Below are 17,317 nucleotides of genomic sequence, written 5' to 3'. Positions count from 1 at the left end.
GTTGCCGCGAAGGCGCGCGACGCTGCGCGCCTCATACTAAGGGGTTAGGCCGCCTTCTTCCCGCTGCCCGCGTCGAGCCCGGCATAGATGCCACGCTCGAAGCCCGCGAAAGCCTGCAGGCACTTGGCGTCGACGAACGGCAACACCTGCATCAGGATGACGCCGGAAACATCGCGTGCCGGGTCGATCCAGAAATAGGTGTTGGCAAGACCGGCCCAGGCGAGGCTGCCGGCGCTGCGGCCTTCTGGCGTCTTGGCGGTGTTGATCAGGAAGGAGAGCCCCCACTTCTTCACGATGTCGGGGAAGAGATCGACGTCGTTGGTGTACATGGGCGCCACTGTCGTCATCTTGCCAATCGTGAGATCACCGATGTGGTTCTGGCCCATCAGCGCGACCGTCTCGGGCTTCAGCACCTGGTTGCCGTTGCCGCGGCCCTTGTTGAGGATCATCTGGGTGAACTTGATGTAGTCGCCGGCCGTGCCGTAGAGGCCGCCGCCGCCCATGTGGAATTCCGGATTCTGTTCGATCTCGAACGGAATCGGCGCCAGCGATCCATCCTCGCCGCGTGCGTGCGTGGCGACCAGGCGCTGGCGCATGTCGTCGGTGATCTTGAAGGCGGTGTCGTTCATGCCGAGCGGTGTGAACACGTGATCGCGCAAGTAAGCATCGAGACGTTTGCCGCTCACGGCTTCCACCGCCTTGCCGACGAAGTCGATGTTGATGCCATATTCCCAGCGCGTGCCGGGATCGGACATGATCGGCGTCTTCAGCGCAACATTTTGGCAGGAGAAGATGTTCGGCGTTCCGGTCTTCTCCAGATATTGCGCGCAATCGCCGTTCCACACGTTGTAGGCAAACCCGGCAGTGTGGGTCATGAGATGGCGCAGCGTGATTGCGCCCTTCGCCGGCCGCAGTTTTGGTTCGCCCTCGGCATCAAAACCTTCGAGCACTTGCGGATTGGCGAGATCGGGCAGCACCTCGCCGATCGGCGCATCCAGCGACAGCTTGCCCTGCTCGACCAGCTGCATCGCGCCCGCCGACGTCACCGCCTTGGTCATCGAGGCGATCCAGAACACGCTGTCCGCTGTCATCGCATCCGGCTTGGACAGGTCGCGCTTGCCGAACGCGCCCTGATACAGCACGTCGTTACCGCTGGCGGCGATGGCGACGACGCCGGGGATCTCCTTGGCGTCGCTCTTCTGACGGAGAATCTCGTCGATCTCGGTTTTGCTTTGCATGCGCGTTTCCTCCGGTTTGATTATTGTTGGAAGTGATTGATTGTCCTCCCACACGCTCCGCGCGGCAAGCGCGTCGAGATGCCCGCGGCGGTCGCGATGTCGTGACTTGACGGTCCGTGCCCCACGCAGGACGACAAGCAGGCCGACCGGCAACACTCCGTCACAATCTGCGGTGGATGACCGCATCTCGCCGTGACCGTGAATGGGTGCTGGCGATATGATTCCTGTGTTTGAAGCACTTGAAACATTTTGTGCGTTGCGGCGTTCAGCACTCGGCCAATCGACGGCCGACGTTAAGACTTGATGCAAATTTGGCGGTCGCCGAGCGGCCGCGAGGGGGGACCTCAGATGATTTCGACCTGGAGCGAATGGAAGCGCTATCCCCGTCCCGGACGGGGCGAGAACCTGGAGGCGCCGATCTCGCCAGGGATCTACGAGGTGCGGATCGCCGGGACCGGCGCGCTCTATTCCTTCGGTGCAGTCGACAATCTGGCGCAGGCGCTGGCGCTGCTGCCGGTGGGCTCCAAGAACTGGTTCGGCCGCCGCAACCCGTCCGACGTTCCCGATCTCGAATACCGTACCTGCGCAACCTCGTCGAAGGCCGACGCCAAGGCCGCGGCCGAACGCATGATCGGTCGCCGCGAGACCTATATGAGCGGCGCGGCCTAAGGCCGCTGCCGGTTTAGCTCCCATCAGATGTGCGTTGTGGGACGGTGCATTGCGCGCTGCTTGTCCCTATATTCCGGCCGATCCGATCGCCCCGAAATGATCGTTCGAGGAGTAACGCCATGACCCCGCCCGCTGCCGCACGCGCCACGCAAGCCACCGCCACCCTGCGCGACCGGTTGAAAGACCCCTCGCTCCTGAAGGAGGCCTGCTACATCGACGGCAACTGGGTCGGCACGCCGGTCTTCGCGGTGAACAATCCCGCGACCGGCGTCGAGCTTGCAAAAGTGCCGCAGCTCGGTGCCGACGATACCACCAAGGCGGTCGAGGCCGCTCAGCGTGCCTTTCCGGCCTGGGCCAAGCACACCGCCAAGCAGCGCTCCAACATCCTGCGCAAATGGTTCGAGCTGATCATCGCCAACCGCGAGGATCTCGCGCTGATCCTGACCTCCGAGCAGGGCAAGCCGCTCTCGGAAGCGCTCGGCGAGGTCGATATCGGTGCGGCCTATATCGAGTTCTTCGCCGAGGAAGCGAGGCGCGTCTACGGCGAGACCATTCCGACGCAGCGGCCCGACGCGCGGCTGCTCGCGATCAAGCAGCCGATCGGCGTCTGCGGCGCGATCACGCCATGGAATTTCCCGAACTCGATGATCACCCGCAAGGTCTCCCCGGCGCTCGCCGCCGGTTGCACCGTGGTGCTCAAGCCTGCCAACGAGACGCCGCTGTCGGCGCTGGCGCTGGCCGTGCTTGCCGAGAAGGCCGGAATCCCCAAGGGCGTGCTCAACATCATCACCGGGGACGCCCCGCCGATCGGCAAGGTGCTGTGCGAGCATCCGGCAGTGCGCTTCGTCGGCTTCACCGGCTCGACCGCGGTCGGCAAGATCCTCTACCAGCAGGCCTCCGTCGGCGTGAAGCGGCTTGGCCTCGAGCTCGGCGGCAATGCGCCCTTCGTGGTGTTCGACGACGCCGATATCGACGCTGCGGTCGAAGGCGCGATCGTCTCGAAATATCGCAACATGGGTCAGACCTGCGTCTGCGCCAACCGCCTCTACGCCCAGGACAAGATCTACGACGAGTTCGTGCAGAAGCTCTCGAAGAAGGTCGCCGCGATGAAGATCGGCGACGGCACCGAGAGCGGCGTCACGCAGGGCCCGCTGATCAACATGAAGGCGGTCGACAAGGTCGAGCGCCACATTGCTGATGCGGTGAAGCGCGGCGCCAAGGTCGTGACCGGCGGCAAGCGCAGCGAGCTCGGCCGCTCGTTCTTCGAGCCCACCGTGCTGGCCGACGTCAAGTCGGACTCGCTGGTGTCGCAGGAGGAAACCTTCGGCCCGCTGGCGCCGGTGATCCGCTTCAAGGACGAAGCCGATGTGGTCGCGATGTGCAACGCCTCGCCGTTCGGCCTGGCCTCGTATTTCTACTCCCGCGATCTCGGCCGCGTCTGGCGCGTCGCCGAAGCGCTGGAGTGCGGCATGGTCGGCGTCAACACCGGTCTGATCACCACGGAAGTCGCGCCCTTCGGCGGCGTCAAGGAAAGCGGCCTGGGGCGCGAGGGCTCACGTCACGGCATGGAAGAATATGTCGAGATCAAATACGTGATGATGGCTGGGATCTGACCGGCAATCGAGGGTCCCGCGCCGGCGATTGGAATCGCCGGCGCGAAGGCATCAGCGGCACACGTAGGCGCCGTTCACATAGACGCGGACGCATGCTGCGCCGGCAGCTGCCGCACCCACAGCCGCGCCACCGACGACCGCGCGCCGCGTGGTTCGGCGTGCAACGCCGGCAACGCTCGCGGGAGTTGCCGGCCGACCGACCCTGGCTTCGGCGCTTGAAACGCCGAACACAGTGCCGGCGTCGTTCGACCATTCGGTTAAGCCGAAAATTCCGCAGCCCAGAAAGGCTGCAAAAAGTAGCGTTCGCTTGATGCCGACCAGCCTCATGGCAATCTCCCTCGTTGTTGTATCAAGCCGAGGTGATCAGCTTCCTGTTATCGTTGGCTCCCGGTTTGATCTGGATCAATGGAGTCGAGATCGCAGCCCAGATGGGGCCAAAGCGCCGCCCTAAGGACGAGCTCCACTTAAATCCGAATTCTCTGCTCGTCGGACGGTTCCCGATCTGCGCTACGCTTGTCCGGGACGACAGCGAAGTGTGAATGACGGTCGACGTACGAGGCGGGGCGTGCGGCAGTATCGCGCCTAGATCTTCAGCTCCGTGCCCGTCACCCGCCGATACGCCTCCAGATAGCGCTTGCTGGTCGCGTCCACCACGCTTGCCGGCAATGGCGGCGGCGGGGCGTCGCCGTTCCAGCGGCCGGCACGGCGCTCGACGTCGAGATGGTTGCGCAAGGGTTGCTTGTCGAAACTCGCCTGCGGCTGGCCGGGCTTGTAGGCATCGACCGCCCAGAAGCGCGAGGAATCCGGCGTCATGACTTCGTCGATCAGGATGATGCGGCCGTCCTTGTCCTGGCCGAATTCGAACTTGGTGTCGGCGATGATGATGCCCTGCTCGCGCGCCAGCTCCTCGCCGAGCGTGTAGATCGCGCGGGTCATGCTCTCCAGCGTGTAGGCGACCTCGTCGCCGACGACCTCGCGCATTTTCGCAATCGTGATGTTCTCGTCATGGCCGGTCTCGGCCTTGGTCGCCGGGCTGAAGATCGAAGGCTCGAGCTTCTCGCTCTCGACGAGGCCGGCCTTCAGCTTCTCGCCCGCGAGCGTGCCGCTGGCGGCGTACTCCTTCCAGGCCGAGCCCGAGATATAGCCGCGGATCACGCACTCGATCGGGAACACGGTGGTGCGCTTGCACAGCATGGCGCGGCCAAGGATCTCGGCGCGGTGCGGTTTCAGCGCCGGCACGGCCGCGATGATCTCGTCGGTATCGGCGCTGATCATATGATGCGGCACCACGCCTTCCAGCTTGCCGAACCAGAACGCGCTGATCTGCGTCAGCACCGCGCCCTTCATCGGGATGGTCTCGCCCATCACCACGTCAAAGGCGCTGATGCGGTCGGTGGTGACGAGCAGCAGGCGCTCGTCATCGACGGCGTAGATATCGCGCACCTTGCCGCGTCCGATCTTGGTCAGGGGCAGGTCGCTGGAGAGCATGGTGGTCATCGGCAAAGCTTTCGCGGACTTGGCTTTCAGGCGGGATATCCGGCCGCACTGGACAGCACGGCCGGCAACCGGGTTAGCCTATTCCGGCAGCGGAATGAACTCATGTTCCTGCGGAACTGCCGCGAAACGGCCGGTTTTCCAGTCCTGCTTGGCCTGCTCGATCCGCTCCTTGCTGGAGGACACGAAATTCCACCAGACGTGGCGCGGCCCCTCCAGCGCATCGCCGCCGAGAAACATCATCCGGGTCGCTTTCAGCGCCTTCACGGTGATGCGGTCGCCCGGGCGGAAGATCAGCAGTCGCGGCGCCTCGTAACGCTCGTTTGCGATCTCGACCTCGCCGTCGACGATATAGATCGCGCGCTCCTCATGATCGGGATCGAGCGGCACGCTCGCGCCGGCGGCGGCCGTGACCTCGGTGTAGAACCAGGGCGACACCATCGCCACAGGCGACGTGATGCCGAACGACGTGCCTGCGATCACCCGCGCGGTGAAATCGCGCTCGGAGATCATCGGCAAATCGCCGGCGCCGTAATGCTGGAACGACGGCGCGATCTCTTCCGATCCCGCCGGCAGCGCGATCCAGCTTTGCAGGCCCAGCATTTTCTGGCCCGAGGCGCGCTGCGCTTCGGGCGTGCGCTCGGAATGCGCGATGCCGCGCCCGGCCGTCATCAGGTTCATCGCACCGGGCGCGATCTCCTGGACGTTGCCCTCGCTGTCGCGATGCATGATCGCGCCATCGAACAGATAGGTGACGGTGGCAAGTCCGATATGCGGATGCGGCCGCACGTCCATGCCCTTGCCGGAGACGAACTGCACCGGACCGAAATGATCGAAGAAGATGAAGGGCCCGACCATCTGCCGCTTGCCATGCGGCAGCGCACGCCGCACCGCGAATCCGTCGCCGAGATCGCGCGTGCGCGGCACGATGACGAGATCGAGCGCATCGCAGGACATGGGATCGCCGAGCACGGGATCGTTCGAGGGTTGCCAGCTCATGGTGGATTCCTTCCGTATTAAGCGAGCGCGATCGTAGCAGGATTTGACGTCGCCGTCGCGACAAAGGCCGGGGGCCGTCGCCGGGGGCAATCGCTCCACATACTCCGCTGTCATGCTCCGCGAAAGCGGTGCATCGAGCCGTAGGGTGGGCAAAGGCGCGCTAGCGCCGGTGCCCACCATCTTTCTCTGATCGAGAAGAAGCGGTGGGCACGCTTCGCTTTGCCCACCCTACGATCTGTGAAACCGGGCGCTGACAGTTGTGAGTAAGGATGGTCCTTGAAAAAATAACGCCAACGAACGATGTTCGGCTGGTTCCAACCACTCCCGTTCGCCCCAGCCGATGACCCTTGCCGCAACCGAGCTCGCCTTCCGCGCTGCCAGCGTTGCGCTGCTACTGATGCTGGCGGCGTCGCTGTTGCACGACTTTCGCAACGTGCTGGCAGCCCGCCTCGGCGCCGCCTTCGCGCTCAGCTCGGCCGCGCATGCGGTGAGCTATTCGGTGGATGTCACCTCGCCGATCGCGCTCTGGCATGCACCGCTGATCGCGTTGTCGACTGGCACCATCGTAGTGTTCTGGCTGTTCACACGCTCCCTGTTCGACGACGAGTTTCGCCTCCGCTGGTGGCACGGATGGGTCTGGGCGCTGGTGACGGCCTTCAGCTTCGCGGGCTGCGTCTGGATTGCACCCAGCGGCCATGTGCGCTTCTCGGTGACGGTGGTCAATCTGATCGTGCTCGGTTTCATCGCCCTTGCGGTCGGGCAGATGATCGCCTCCTGGCCGGCTGACCTGGTCGAGCGCCGCCGCAGCGCTCGTGTCTTCGTCGTCTGTGCAATCGCGCTCTATGGCGGGCTGAACGCGGTGCTCCAGATCGCCGTCGTCGGCCACCACGTCGGCGATGTCGCCGAAACCATCAATGCCGGCGTGCTCGCCTGCACCGTGGCGGCGATCGTCTATGCCATGATGCGCATCGATGGAGCGGATCTGTTTCCGGCCGCGGTGGCGCCCGCCCCGCCGGTTGTTTTCAGTCAGCCTGCGGCCGATGAATCCGCCGATCAAAAACTCATCGACGCCCTGATGCGGCTGATGGCGGACGAGCGGATCTATCGTCAGGAGAACATCACCATCGGCGTGCTGGCGGGTCGGCTGAAAATTCCGGAATACCGGCTGCGCCGGCTGATCAACCAGCGGCTCGGTTATCGCAACTTCAATGTGTTCCTGAACAATCACCGGATCGAGGAGGCCAAGGCGGCGCTCGCCGATCCCGCCCAGGCCGAGGTCCCCGTCATCACAATCGCGATGGATGCCGGCTTCCAGTCGCTCGGCCCGTTCAATCGCGCTTTCAAGGCGGTGACTGGGGTGACGCCGACGGAATATCGGCGGCTGAAGGTGAATGCGGCCTAGATTTTTAGACCTTTGAAATCACGTAAGAATTCCGAAATCGACTAGCCTCGATCAGTTTCGACGAGGTCGTTTTCCAAATCCGGCGAGCGCGTATCGCCCGCCTCCGGCCTGCTCTCCCGCACTCGCCCCAAAGCCGGAGAAAGCCCGTGACCCGCCGCCGCAAGATCATTCTGCTCACCACCACCATCGCCTGTGCCGGCCTCGCGCTCGGCGCCGCACGCGCCCGCGACGCGCCGAAGGTTGCGGCCGGCTTCATCGCCCACACGCTCTGCTCGGAGATATTCGTCTCCGGCCTCGATCTCATGCGCGACCTCGCCGAGACCACCGACGCGATGCCGGGCGCGGGTCTGCTCACCTGGGCGATGGATCTTCGTGTCGATCGCACGCGCAAGGATGTCACGGTGTCCCTGTTCGGAATCGGCCGCAGCCATGCCGTCTATCGCGAGGGACTTGGTTGCACGCTCGAGCACGGGCAGGGGATCGCCGATGTCGCGTTGCCGCCTGACGACAGGCAGCCCGCGCTGCTCCCCGAGATCGCCGGCCCGGGGGTCGTGCCGCCGCAGAGTGACGGCCTGGCAGCCGCGCTCGACCGCGCCTTCGCCGAGCCCGCGCAGCCGCCCTATCGTCGCACCCGCGCGATCGTCGTGATGAAGGCCGGCCGCATCATTGCCGAGCGCTATGCCGACGGCATCGGGCCGGAGACGCAACTGCTCGGTTTCTCCATGACGAAGTCGGTGATGTCAGCGCTGACAGGCATTCTGGTGCGCCAGGGCAAGTTGAAGCTCGACGGTCCCGCGCCCGTCGCTGTCTGGCAAGATCCGGATGATCCGCGTCATCCCATCACCGTCGATCAATTGCTGCGTCACACCGCAGGCATTGCGCTCGGAAGCTCGCTGGAGGCCTCGCTCGGCTCCGCGCTGGAACCGGTCAACACCATGAAATACGCCGAAGACGATATGGCCAGCTTTGCCGAACGCGCGCCGCTTGCAACCGCGCCGGGCACGGCGTGGAATTATCACGACGGCAACTTCCTCGTCCTCGCGCATCTGCTGCGTGATGCCGCCGGCGGCAAGCCTGCCGATGCGCTCCGCTTCGCACGCCGCGAATTGTTCGCGCCACTCGGCATGGTCAACGTCACGCTTCAGCTCGACGCTTCAGGCATGATCGAGGGCTCCGGCGAAATGCTGGCCTCTGCGCGTGACTGGGCGCGCTTCGGCCAGCTCTATCTCAACGACGGCATAGCCGGCGGCAAGCGTATCCTGCCCGAGGGCTGGGTGAATTATTCCGCGTCGGCCACGCCGCATGCCTGGGTCGGCATCGGCGCCGGCTTCTGGACCAACCAGGGCGACAGCATTGGTGCAAAGTTTCGCATCGCGCACGGCTGGCCGCGCGATGCCTTCTTCGCCAAGGGCACGATCGGGCAGTACGCGATCATGATCCCGTCGGAGAAGTTGGTGATCGTGAGGCTCGGTCGCTCACCGAACGGGCCGCTGGGGGCCGATGGCGTGTTCGATCTGGTGCGGGATGTGGTGGCCGCGACGCGCGAGAAGGGGAAGCTGGCGGAGGTGAATTGAAAGTAGAGCTTGGCGCTACTTCCCCCCTCTCCTTGTGGGAGAGGGTGGCTCGCCGCGTAGCGGCGAGACGGGTGAGGGGTCTCTCTCCGCACGCCTCTCATGCAGTTGATTGCGCGGAGACGTACCCCTCATCCGGCGCTTCGCGCCACCTTCTCCCACAACAAGGGGAGAAGGGAAGGAAAGAGCCGTCGCTTCTACCGCCCCAGCTCCGTCGCCTTGGCCACGCGGTCGAATCGCTCCAGCGTCATGATCGCATCCGCGAATTTCTCCGCGCGCGCGTTCAGCACGGGGCGCGCCAGCGTCAGGAATTTCTGCTGCATGGCCTGCGCGTCCGGGAACGAATTCGGCTCGCCGGACGGGTCCGCATAGAGCCGCTCATGCACACCATCGTCCGTCGTGATGCTGACGCGGGCGCCGAACGGATGGGTGCGGCCGATCTCGAGCCGGTCGTCCTGCACCACGTCGAACTTGTCGGCGAGCGCGTCGATGGCGGCATCGCCGAGGCGGTTATAGTCGTCCCAGCCGAACGAACCCTGGTCGAGCGCGAGCGCGCCGGTGAAGAACATCGAGAACTGGCCGCCGACGATCGAGGTCGGATGACGCTTGGTGGCGGCATCGCCGGTCAAGGTGATGCCGTTCCGATGCAAACCGATCTCGACGCGCTTGACCTGGTCGGGCGTCAGATTGTGCTCGCGACGCATCGCGATCAGCGCATCGATCGCGGCATGGGTATAGCGGCAGCTCGGATATGGCTTCACGCCGATCTTCATGGTCTCGTAGGTCTTGCCGAGTTCGGCGACCGCCTTGTCCGGATGTGCATCGTCGGTGTAGCCGGCGAGCAGGCCGTGCTTGCCCTCAACTGATTCCGTCGCGCCGACGAAATCGTTGCGCGCCAGCGTCGCGGCGATCACGCCGTTCATCGCGGCGGCGCCGACCTGGTAGCGCTTGTTCCAGGCGCCGTTGACCAAAAATTGCAGCGAGCCGGCGGCCTGGCTGCCGGAGACACCGAAGGCGGCGATGAGCTGCTGCTCGGACAGCCCGAACAGTTTGCCAGCGGCGGCCGCCGCGCCATAGGTGCCGGCGGTCGCGGTCGGGTGGAAGCCGCGCGCATAATGCGAGGTCGGGTCGAGTGCGTTGCCGAGCCGGCAGCAGACCTCATAGCCCGCGACGATCGCGGTCAGCACGTCGCGGCCCGATGCGCCGACCATCTCGCCGACGGCGAAGGCAGCCGGAACGACCGGCGCGCTCGGATGCAGCGAGGAATCCGCGTGGGTGTCGTCGAAGTCGAGGGAATGGCCGAGTGCGCCATTGAGCAGTGCCGCGACCGCGGGCGTCCAGGTCTTGGAGTCGCCGAACACGGTGGATTCGCCCTTGGTGTCGAGCGCCAGCGCCTCCAGCATTTTCAGCATCGACGGGGTCGACTCCGCCTCGCGCCTGGCCCGGATCGCGCTGCCGAGGAAGTCCAGCGTCAGCACCTTGGCGCGGTCCAGCACCTCGGCCGGAATATCCTGGTATTTCAGGTTGAAGACATAGGCGGCGAGCGTTGCGGTTTCGTGGGCCATCGTGTTTCCTCGTTTTGGCGCGCAAGTTAGGCGGGCTGATTTGGCCTTTCAAGCGGCCTTGGGGCCGCGGGCATCAGCCATGCTTTTGCTTGGCCCGAGAAGATTGGGACGTCTGACGATGGCATTCGCAAGACAGGTGTGGGAGCGGATCAGGTCGCGGCGGACGCAGCTCGGGCTGGCGATTCGGGTCACGGTGGCCGCGACCGCGGCCTATGCGCTGGCCACCGCGCTGCATCTGCTATTGCCGCTTTGGGCGGTGCTGACCTCGCTGATCGTGACCCAGATGAGCGTCGGCCGCTCGTTGAAGGCGACGCGCGACTACATGCTCGGCACCATCGGCGGCGCCATCTATGGCGGCGCCATCGCGATCCTGATTCCTTATTCCAGCGAGGCAGGCCTGCTCGGCCTGCTGGTGCTCTCGGTCGCGCCGCTCGCCTTCATCGCCGCGATCAATCCGAGCCTCAGCGCCGCCACCGTGACCGCCGTGATCGTGCTCCTGGTTCCGACCATGCATCACTCCGATCCCATGACCTCGGCGATCGATCGCGTCAGCGAGGTCGCGGTCGGCGCCATTACGGGATTGCTGGTCTCGTTCCTGGTGCTGCCCTCGCGCGCGGTGCGGCAGATCCGTGCCAGCGCCGCGATCCTGCTTGAGCTGATCGCGGACGCGTTCACCGAGCTGCTCGCGGGCCTCACCCGCGGCCGCGACAACGACGCGCTGCACCGGATCCAGGACGGGATCGGCATCGCGATGGTTGGTCTCACTGCGATCGGCGCTGAAGCCGAGCGCGAGCGCGCCGCACGGCTGTCGAGCGGTCCGGACACCGGGCCGCTGTTGCGCACCGTCCTGCGCCTGCGCCATGACGTCGTGATGATCGGCCGCGCCACCGTGGTGCCGTTGCCGATCGAGGTGCAGATGCGGCTCGCAGCTCCGCTGACGGAAGTCTCGGCCGTGATAGCACGCTTCTTGCGGTCGGCCGCGGCGGCCTTGCGCGAAGGCGCCGGCGCGCCGCCGATCCATCCCGTCCATGTCGCGCTTCAGCACTACGCCGAAGCGGTCGCCGCCGTCCGCCACGACGGCCTGATCCGCGGTCAGCCCGGCGACACTGCCGAACGCTTCTTCGCACTCGGCTTCTCGCTGGAGCAGATGCACCAGAATCTCTGCGACCTCGATCGCGTCGTCGGCGAATGGTCGGAGGCCTCGGCCGACAAATCCGCGCGCGTTGCGGAGTGAGTTCGGCGCGTTCTCGTAAACGTCGGCTTTCGACAGCAATGCGCATGTCGTGCGGCTTGCTCTGATCGACTGCCTGCGACTTGAGACGCTGCACGCGCTGGGTTCCATCGGGTCATGCTGCTGACGCAATCTCTGTCTTAGTCGGTGTGAAGCTAAAACACGACGTGAGAACCACCCCGGTTCCCACGACGGTTCCGTAGCCAGGGGTTGGCTCGAATCCGCAAAACGATTGGCGCAAGTTCATGAACGTTTCTGCGTTCGCTTGACCACGTTTGCGGTTCTGGAACCGGACAATCCAAAAAATCACAGGACTTATGATGCTATTCCGCTCGAGCGCCGCAATTTGCGGCGCCCTGGTTGCGCTCGCCTTCTCTGTTGCCGTTGCTCGAAGTGAAACACGCGGGGATCACTCAAGTGACGTCGTCGATGCCGCCTCCGGCGATGCGATCGTTGGCGCGGCGTCCACATACAATCCGTTCAAGCCCGGCAAGGAGGAGGGCGGTCCGAAGACAGCCACCGGCGAGCGTTATGATCCCTCTGCCTGGACGGCTGCGATCAAGACGAGCTTGCGTCGCAAATTCGGTGGGGTTCAATTTGGCGCGAGGCCGAAATATGCACTCGTCGAAGCCGTGGGCAAGAAGGTCATCGTCAAGATAAATGACGTGGGGCCACTAAGACCTGGCCGCATCATTGACCTCAATGAGCGGACGATGCGCCATTTCGATCCAAGCATGGACCTCGGGGTCATTCCCGATGTGAGAGTGAGTCCGCTTGCAGGGGACAATTGGACCCCGGGGCCGGTGGGCTGAACACGGGCGGTGTTCGTCAATGTCGGTCCGGCGCTTCGTCAGCCCCTTGCCCTGCATGCGCCAGAGCAACAGATCGATGCGGTCCTGGCCGAAGAACGGCTCGTTCTCGAATACGAAGGTCGGCACCCCCCAATGGCCGGAGGCGACGTGATCCTTCTCGTTTCCGGCGATCACCTGCTCGTAGCGATCCGCGTCGGCGCTGATCGCTTCATCCATCGCGGCGAGGTCGAAGCCGGCGCTCTCGGCGGCGCGCGCGAGATGATCGCCTTCGTTCCAGCCCGCCACCGAGCCGTCCCACAGCACGCGCGCGATCGCGGAGGTGAATGCGAGCGAGCGTCCCTCGAGCTGCGCCATGGCGCCGAGGCGGGTCAGGCGGTGGATGTAGGGTTGCTCGGCCGCGACATCGAACGTCGTCTTGTCCTGCACGATCGGATCGGGCCGGGGAAAGCGAAACGGAATGCCCTCGTGCTGCGCCACGCGCGTACTGTCGAGCACCACATAGCGAATGAAGTTCGGGCTGGCATTTTTGAAGAAGCCGGGCACGCGGACCGCGAGCGGGTAAACCGGCCGCAGGTTCACGGCGAGATCGTAGTCTTCGACGAGCTTCAGCGTCTTCGGCAGCGCCAGATAGCTGAAAGGGCTGCGGAAGGAGAAGAACAGATCGACGGACAGCGTCATCGCGCCGGCTCCACGATGCGCCCCATCATGGCGCGGACGACGAGCTTGTGGAAGGGTGTGATGAGGGCGAGGTAGGTTCGGCCCAGAAGATTATGCGTCCGCACCAGCGTGGTCGAGGTCACCTGCCGGCTTGTGGCACCTCCTGCAACATCGACCACGATGCGGAAGTCGAGGTGGTAATCATCGAAACCCGCGACCAGACGCTCGGGCGTTTCGTCGACCACCGGAAACAGGCCGATCAATCCGTGCGGAGCCGGTGCGCCTTCGCCCGATGTCTTCAGCCCGAACGGCGTCACCAGAATGTTGCGCAGGCGCAGCAGCACGTCGATCCAGCGCGGTCCATGCAGCACCATCCGGGTGCAGGCCTCGCGGGCATTCACCGTCGCTGCGCCGATCTCGACGCGAAACGCGTCGACGAATTGCGCGCCTGCCAGCAGCGTGATGGCATCGACCTCGGGCGTGACTTGGCGGACGGTCCCGTTCATCCCGCCAGTCTGCGCGTCAGCATCCGGAAGCGCAAGATCAAGAGCCCGGCATAAACGAACGTCCCGAGCGAAAACCCGACCCAGACACCGACCGCGCCGAGCCCGACGTTGAAGGCCAGTACCCAGGCGATGGGAAAGGCGATGCCCCAGTAGCCGATTGCCGCGAACAGCAGCGTCATTCTCGTATCGTTGATGCCGCGCAGCGCGCCGCCCATGATGGTCTGCAGGCCGTCGGCGATGAAGAAGGTGGCGCCGACCAGCAGCAGCGTTGCGGTCAGCTCGATGGTGGCCGCACTCGCCTCGCCGCTGCCGAAGAACAGCCGGCCCAGCTGGTAGCGGCCGAGGATGATGGCGATCGTCAGGGCGGAGACGAGCGCCATGCCGAGCACGGCGGCGACGAGCCCGGCGCGCTTCACCGCCGCCGGCTCGCCGCGGCCGAAGGCGTGGCCGACCCGCACGGTGGCCGCCATGCCGATGCCGAGCGGCACCATGAACAGCACGGCGGTGATCTGCAGCGCGATCTGATGCGCGGCAATCGCGGCGGTCGAGATCAACCCCATCAGCAGTGCTGCCGAGGAGAACAGGCCATATTCCAGCAGCAGCGAAAACGAGATCGGCGCGCCGATCGCAATCAGCTGGCGCATCAGGGGCCAATCGATCCGCCATAGGCGGGCGAGCGGGCGGTAGTCCGAAAACGGCTTGCACAGCCCTGCGATGGCGAGCACGGCGATGAACGTGCCGAGATTGACGATCGTGGTCGCAAGTCCGGCGCCGAACAGGCCGAGCTCCGGCAGGCCGAACAGGCCGTGGATCAGGGCATAGACCAGCGCGGCATTGACCGGAATCGCCGCGAGCGTGATCCACAGCGGCGGCTGCGGCCGGTTCACTGCGCTCATCATGCTGCGCAGCGCGATGAAGCCGAGCGCCGGCGCGATGCCCCAGGCCAGGCCGTTGAGGTAGCGCTGCGCCAGCGCGGCCGATTGCGGCGCCTGTCCGAGCGCGAGCAGGATCCGCTCACCATAGAGCGGCGAGGCCATCATCGGCAGCGAGATCAGCAGCGCGACCCACAGGCCGACGCGCAAGGAGCGGCGGATCAGCCTGACATCGCCGGCGCCGAATGCCTGCGCGGCCAGCGGCGACACCGCAGCCATCAATCCGAGCCCGAAGGTGAAGCTGACGAAATAGACCGTGTGCGCCAGCGCCGCCGCGGCCACCGCATCCTCGCCAAGCCGTCCGATCAGCGCGAGATCGGTCGTGATCATCGCGATCTGCCCGAGCTGCGTCAGCATCATCGGCACGGCCAGCCGCAGCGTCTCGACGAATTCTTCGGCGAGATGGTTTTGCGGCACGCCGGCTTGCGGCTGCGATCGATGTTGCACGGTGTCGAGCATGGCGGCTCATTAGCACGGCCGCGCGACGAAAACATGGCCCGTGAGAACGAGAGGTGAGGTGCTCTATCCGCTAGCTCGGTCTCGTAGGGTGGGCAAAGGCGCGTTTGCGTCGTGCCCACCACCTCGTCAATATTGCAACAGAAGCGTGGGCACGCTTCGCTTTGCCCACCCTACGATACTGTGGTTGGGATGAGGGCGAACCTCAGCCCTTCCGCTCCGGCACGCGCGTGATCTTCGCCCCCAGCGCGTTCAGCCGTTCCTCGATGCGCTCATAGCCGCGCTCGATCTGGTCAGCGTTGTTGATGGTGGAGGTGCCCTGGGCGCACACCGCGGCCAGCAGCATCGCCATGCCGGCGCGGATGTCGGGCGAGGTCATCGTCGCGCCGTGCAGGCGGCTGGGCCCTGCGATGATGGCGCGGTGCGGGTCGCACAGCACGATGCGCGCGCCCATTGCGATCAGCTTGTCGACGAAGAACATCCTGGATTCGAACATCTTCTCGAACATCAGGATCACGCCCTCGCATTGCGTGGCGGTGACGATCGCGATCGACATCAGATCGGCCGGGAAGGCCGGCCAGGGCTGGTCTTCCAGCTTCGGCACGTGGCCGCCGAAATCGTCCTGGATCTTCAGCGTCTGGTTCGCCGGCACGATCAGATCGTCGCCCTCGACGCGGCAGACGATGCCGAGCCGCTCGAAACCCATGCGGATCGAGCGCAGATGCTCGACGCCGGCGCGCGTGATGCGAAGCGGCGAGCGCGTCACGGCGGCAAGCCCGATCAACGAGCCGACCTCGATATGGTCGGGCTGGATCCGATAGGTCGCTTCTCCCAGCGTTGCCGGCCCATGAATGATCATGGTGTTGGTGCCGATGCCCTCGATCTTCGCACCGAGCGCGACCAGGAAGTTGGCGAGATCCTGCACATGCGGCTCGGAGGCCGCGTTGCGCAAATGGGTGACGCCGTCGGCGGCGACGGCCGCCACCAGCGCGTTCTCCGTCGCGGTGACGCTCGGCTCGTCCAGGAACACGTCCGCGCCGGCAAGCTTGGGCGCGCGGAATTCGAGCCGGTCGGTCGCGGTGACCCTGGCGCCGAGCTGCTCCAGCGCCAGCACATGGGTGTCCAGGCGGCGGCGGCCGATGACGTCGCCGCCGGGCGGCGGCAGCATCACCTCGCCGCAGCGCGCCAGCAGGGGGCCCGCGAGCAGGATCGAGGCGCGGATGCGCACGCACAGCTCAGGGTCGAGATCGGCGGCGCGGATGCTCTTGGCATGGATGTGAAGCGTGTTGCGCCCGGTCCATTCCGCCGCCGCGCCGACCGAGCGGATCAGCTCGACCAGCGTCTCGGTGTCGCGGATGCGCGGCACATTCTCCAGCGTCACCGGATGCTCGGTGAGCAGCGCCGCGGCGATGATCGGCAGCGCCGAATTCTTGTTGCCGGACGGCTCGATCGAGCCCGAGAGCCGGTGACCGCCCTCGACGATGTATTGGATGGGCGCCACGGGGTTCTCGCTGTCTTGTTGGGTGGGCGGGCCTGTTTCGGGCGGAAACTACAAAGAATTGAGCAGGGGAGCAATTCCGCACTTGTTGCGGCGGAAGGCCACTCGGCGGCCGAGGAAACCCGTCGGACCCGCGTTTAGAACAGACCGATAACATTCGCCACCACATAAAGGATGACGATCAGCATCAGCACGCCCATGGCCAGGAAGGAGATTTCGACGGCAATGGCGCCGGCCCCAAGCGCGGCCGCGACGCCGGCCAGCAGCCGCTCTTCGCGAAACACCAGCGCGAGGACCGAGAGCAGGATGGCAAGCAGGCCGAGCGAGATCGCAGCGATCGAGGACGCCTCCCTCAATTGGCTCCCCGTCGACTTCTCCCGCGGCGGGGCCTGGTACTCGACGCCCTTGACGCGTGCGATCAGGCGATCCTTCAGTCGATGGCCGGTGTCGACGATCACTTTGTCCGCCGGCGGTGGCGGGTAGATCGCAGGTATGACCCAATGCGGCAACACGGCCGCGATCAGCGCCAGCACGCCGACGATGCTACCGATCACGCCGAGACGGCGGGATGGCGCGGCGGAACTGGTCGTTGCAGAGGCGGTCATGGCGTGACACTTCCCGGCCGGAATTGGCCTTGTGGGTCGGTTCAGGGAGCTGCGGTGGACAAGCGAGAG

At 65.3% G+C, this 17,317-nt stretch carries 15 protein-coding genes and 1 pseudogene; 6 read left to right on the top strand and 10 right to left on the bottom strand.

The features are described from left to right. Positions 1-44: 44 nt before the first annotated feature. Positions 45-1,238, bottom strand: a complete 1,194-nt coding sequence (locus tag GGD62_RS11165) for a serine hydrolase (protein WP_183708486.1) — start codon at positions 1,236-1,238, stop codon at positions 45-47. Positions 1,239-1,586: 348 nt separating this feature from the next. On the opposite strand from GGD62_RS11165, the gene GGD62_RS11160 reads away from it, so the two are divergent. Then, complete coding sequence (locus tag GGD62_RS11160; protein ID WP_018319440.1) at positions 1,587-1,907, top strand: hypothetical protein; 321 nt, start codon at positions 1,587-1,589, stop codon at positions 1,905-1,907. A 119-nt stretch (positions 1,908-2,026) separates the two neighbouring features. Then, positions 2,027-3,520 carry an NAD-dependent succinate-semialdehyde dehydrogenase gene (locus GGD62_RS11155; RefSeq protein ID WP_183708484.1) on the top strand — a complete coding sequence of 498 codons (1,494 nt, stop codon included), beginning with the start codon at positions 2,027-2,029 and terminating at the stop codon, positions 3,518-3,520. A gap of 51 nt (positions 3,521-3,571) precedes the next feature. Here GGD62_RS11155 and GGD62_RS11150 read toward each other — a convergent pair whose 3' ends face one another. From GGD62_RS11150 to GGD62_RS11140, 3 genes are all read right to left on the bottom strand, one after another. After that, positions 3,572-3,847 carry a hypothetical protein gene (locus tag GGD62_RS11150; RefSeq protein ID WP_183708482.1) on the bottom strand — a complete coding sequence of 92 codons (276 nt, stop codon included), beginning with the start codon at positions 3,845-3,847 and terminating at the stop codon, positions 3,572-3,574. Positions 3,848-4,102: 255 nt separating this feature from the next. Continuing rightward, complete coding sequence (locus GGD62_RS11145) at positions 4,103-5,017, bottom strand: phosphoribosylaminoimidazolesuccinocarboxamide synthase (protein ID WP_183708480.1); 915 nt, start codon at positions 5,015-5,017, stop codon at positions 4,103-4,105. A 78-nt stretch (positions 5,018-5,095) separates the two neighbouring features. Next, entirely contained in the window at positions 5,096-6,013 is a 918-nt protein-coding gene (locus GGD62_RS11140; RefSeq protein WP_018319445.1) for a pirin family protein, read from the bottom strand. Between the two features lie 340 nt (positions 6,014-6,353). On the opposite strand from GGD62_RS11140, the gene GGD62_RS11135 reads away from it, so the two are divergent. Beyond that, complete coding sequence (locus GGD62_RS11135) at positions 6,354-7,415, top strand: helix-turn-helix domain-containing protein (protein ID WP_183238354.1); 1,062 nt, start codon at positions 6,354-6,356, stop codon at positions 7,413-7,415. 146 nt (positions 7,416-7,561) lie between these two features. Next, positions 7,562-8,989 (top strand): serine hydrolase, encoded by a 1,428-nt coding sequence (locus GGD62_RS11130; protein WP_183708478.1) that lies wholly within the window; start codon positions 7,562-7,564, stop codon positions 8,987-8,989. Positions 8,990-9,183: 194 nt separating this feature from the next. Here GGD62_RS11130 and GGD62_RS11125 read toward each other — a convergent pair whose 3' ends face one another. Then, entirely contained in the window at positions 9,184-10,551 is a 1,368-nt protein-coding gene (locus GGD62_RS11125) for an MmgE/PrpD family protein (RefSeq protein WP_018319448.1), read from the bottom strand. Between the two features lie 118 nt (positions 10,552-10,669). Here GGD62_RS11125 and GGD62_RS11120 point away from each other — a divergent pair, with 118 nt between their 5' ends. Together GGD62_RS11120 and GGD62_RS11115 are read left to right on the top strand one after the other, a co-directional pair. After that, a complete protein-coding gene (locus GGD62_RS11120) occupies positions 10,670-11,785 on the top strand; it encodes an aromatic acid exporter family protein (protein ID WP_183708476.1) in 1,116 nt (371 codons plus the stop codon). A 314-nt stretch (positions 11,786-12,099) separates the two neighbouring features. Further along, positions 12,100-12,594 (top strand): septal ring lytic transglycosylase RlpA family protein, encoded by a 495-nt coding sequence (locus GGD62_RS11115; protein WP_018319450.1) that lies wholly within the window; start codon positions 12,100-12,102, stop codon positions 12,592-12,594. Positions 12,595-12,624: 30 nt separating this feature from the next. On the opposite strand, the pseudogene GGD62_RS11110 reads toward GGD62_RS11115, so the two are convergent. The 5 genes and pseudogenes from GGD62_RS11110 to GGD62_RS11090 all read right to left on the bottom strand — a co-directional run. Beyond that, positions 12,625-13,272 (bottom strand): annotated as a pseudogene (locus tag GGD62_RS11110) (2-hydroxychromene-2-carboxylate isomerase); the annotation flags it as partial. Continuing rightward, a complete protein-coding gene (locus tag GGD62_RS11105) occupies positions 13,269-13,757 on the bottom strand; it encodes a DUF2867 domain-containing protein (protein WP_183708474.1) in 489 nt (162 codons plus the stop codon). The gene GGD62_RS11105 and the pseudogene GGD62_RS11110, both read right to left, overlap by 4 nt. Further along, positions 13,754-15,148, bottom strand: a complete 1,395-nt coding sequence (locus GGD62_RS11100; RefSeq protein WP_183708472.1) for an MATE family efflux transporter — start codon at positions 15,146-15,148, stop codon at positions 13,754-13,756. The genes GGD62_RS11105 and GGD62_RS11100 overlap by 4 nt, the downstream gene beginning before the upstream one ends. A 202-nt stretch (positions 15,149-15,350) precedes the next feature. After that, positions 15,351-16,646 (bottom strand): UDP-N-acetylglucosamine 1-carboxyvinyltransferase, encoded by a 1,296-nt coding sequence (gene murA, locus GGD62_RS11095; protein ID WP_092251522.1) that lies wholly within the window; start codon positions 16,644-16,646, stop codon positions 15,351-15,353. A 134-nt stretch (positions 16,647-16,780) separates the two neighbouring features. Then, a complete protein-coding gene (locus GGD62_RS11090; protein ID WP_018319455.1) occupies positions 16,781-17,248 on the bottom strand; it encodes a hypothetical protein in 468 nt (155 codons plus the stop codon). Positions 17,249-17,317: the final 69 nt, after the last annotated feature.

The sequence above is a fragment of the Bradyrhizobium sp. ERR14 genome (assembly GCF_014198235.1).
Lineage (GTDB): Bacteria > Pseudomonadota > Alphaproteobacteria > Rhizobiales > Xanthobacteraceae > Bradyrhizobium.
This window is presented reverse-complemented; position numbering and strand designations above follow the sequence as displayed.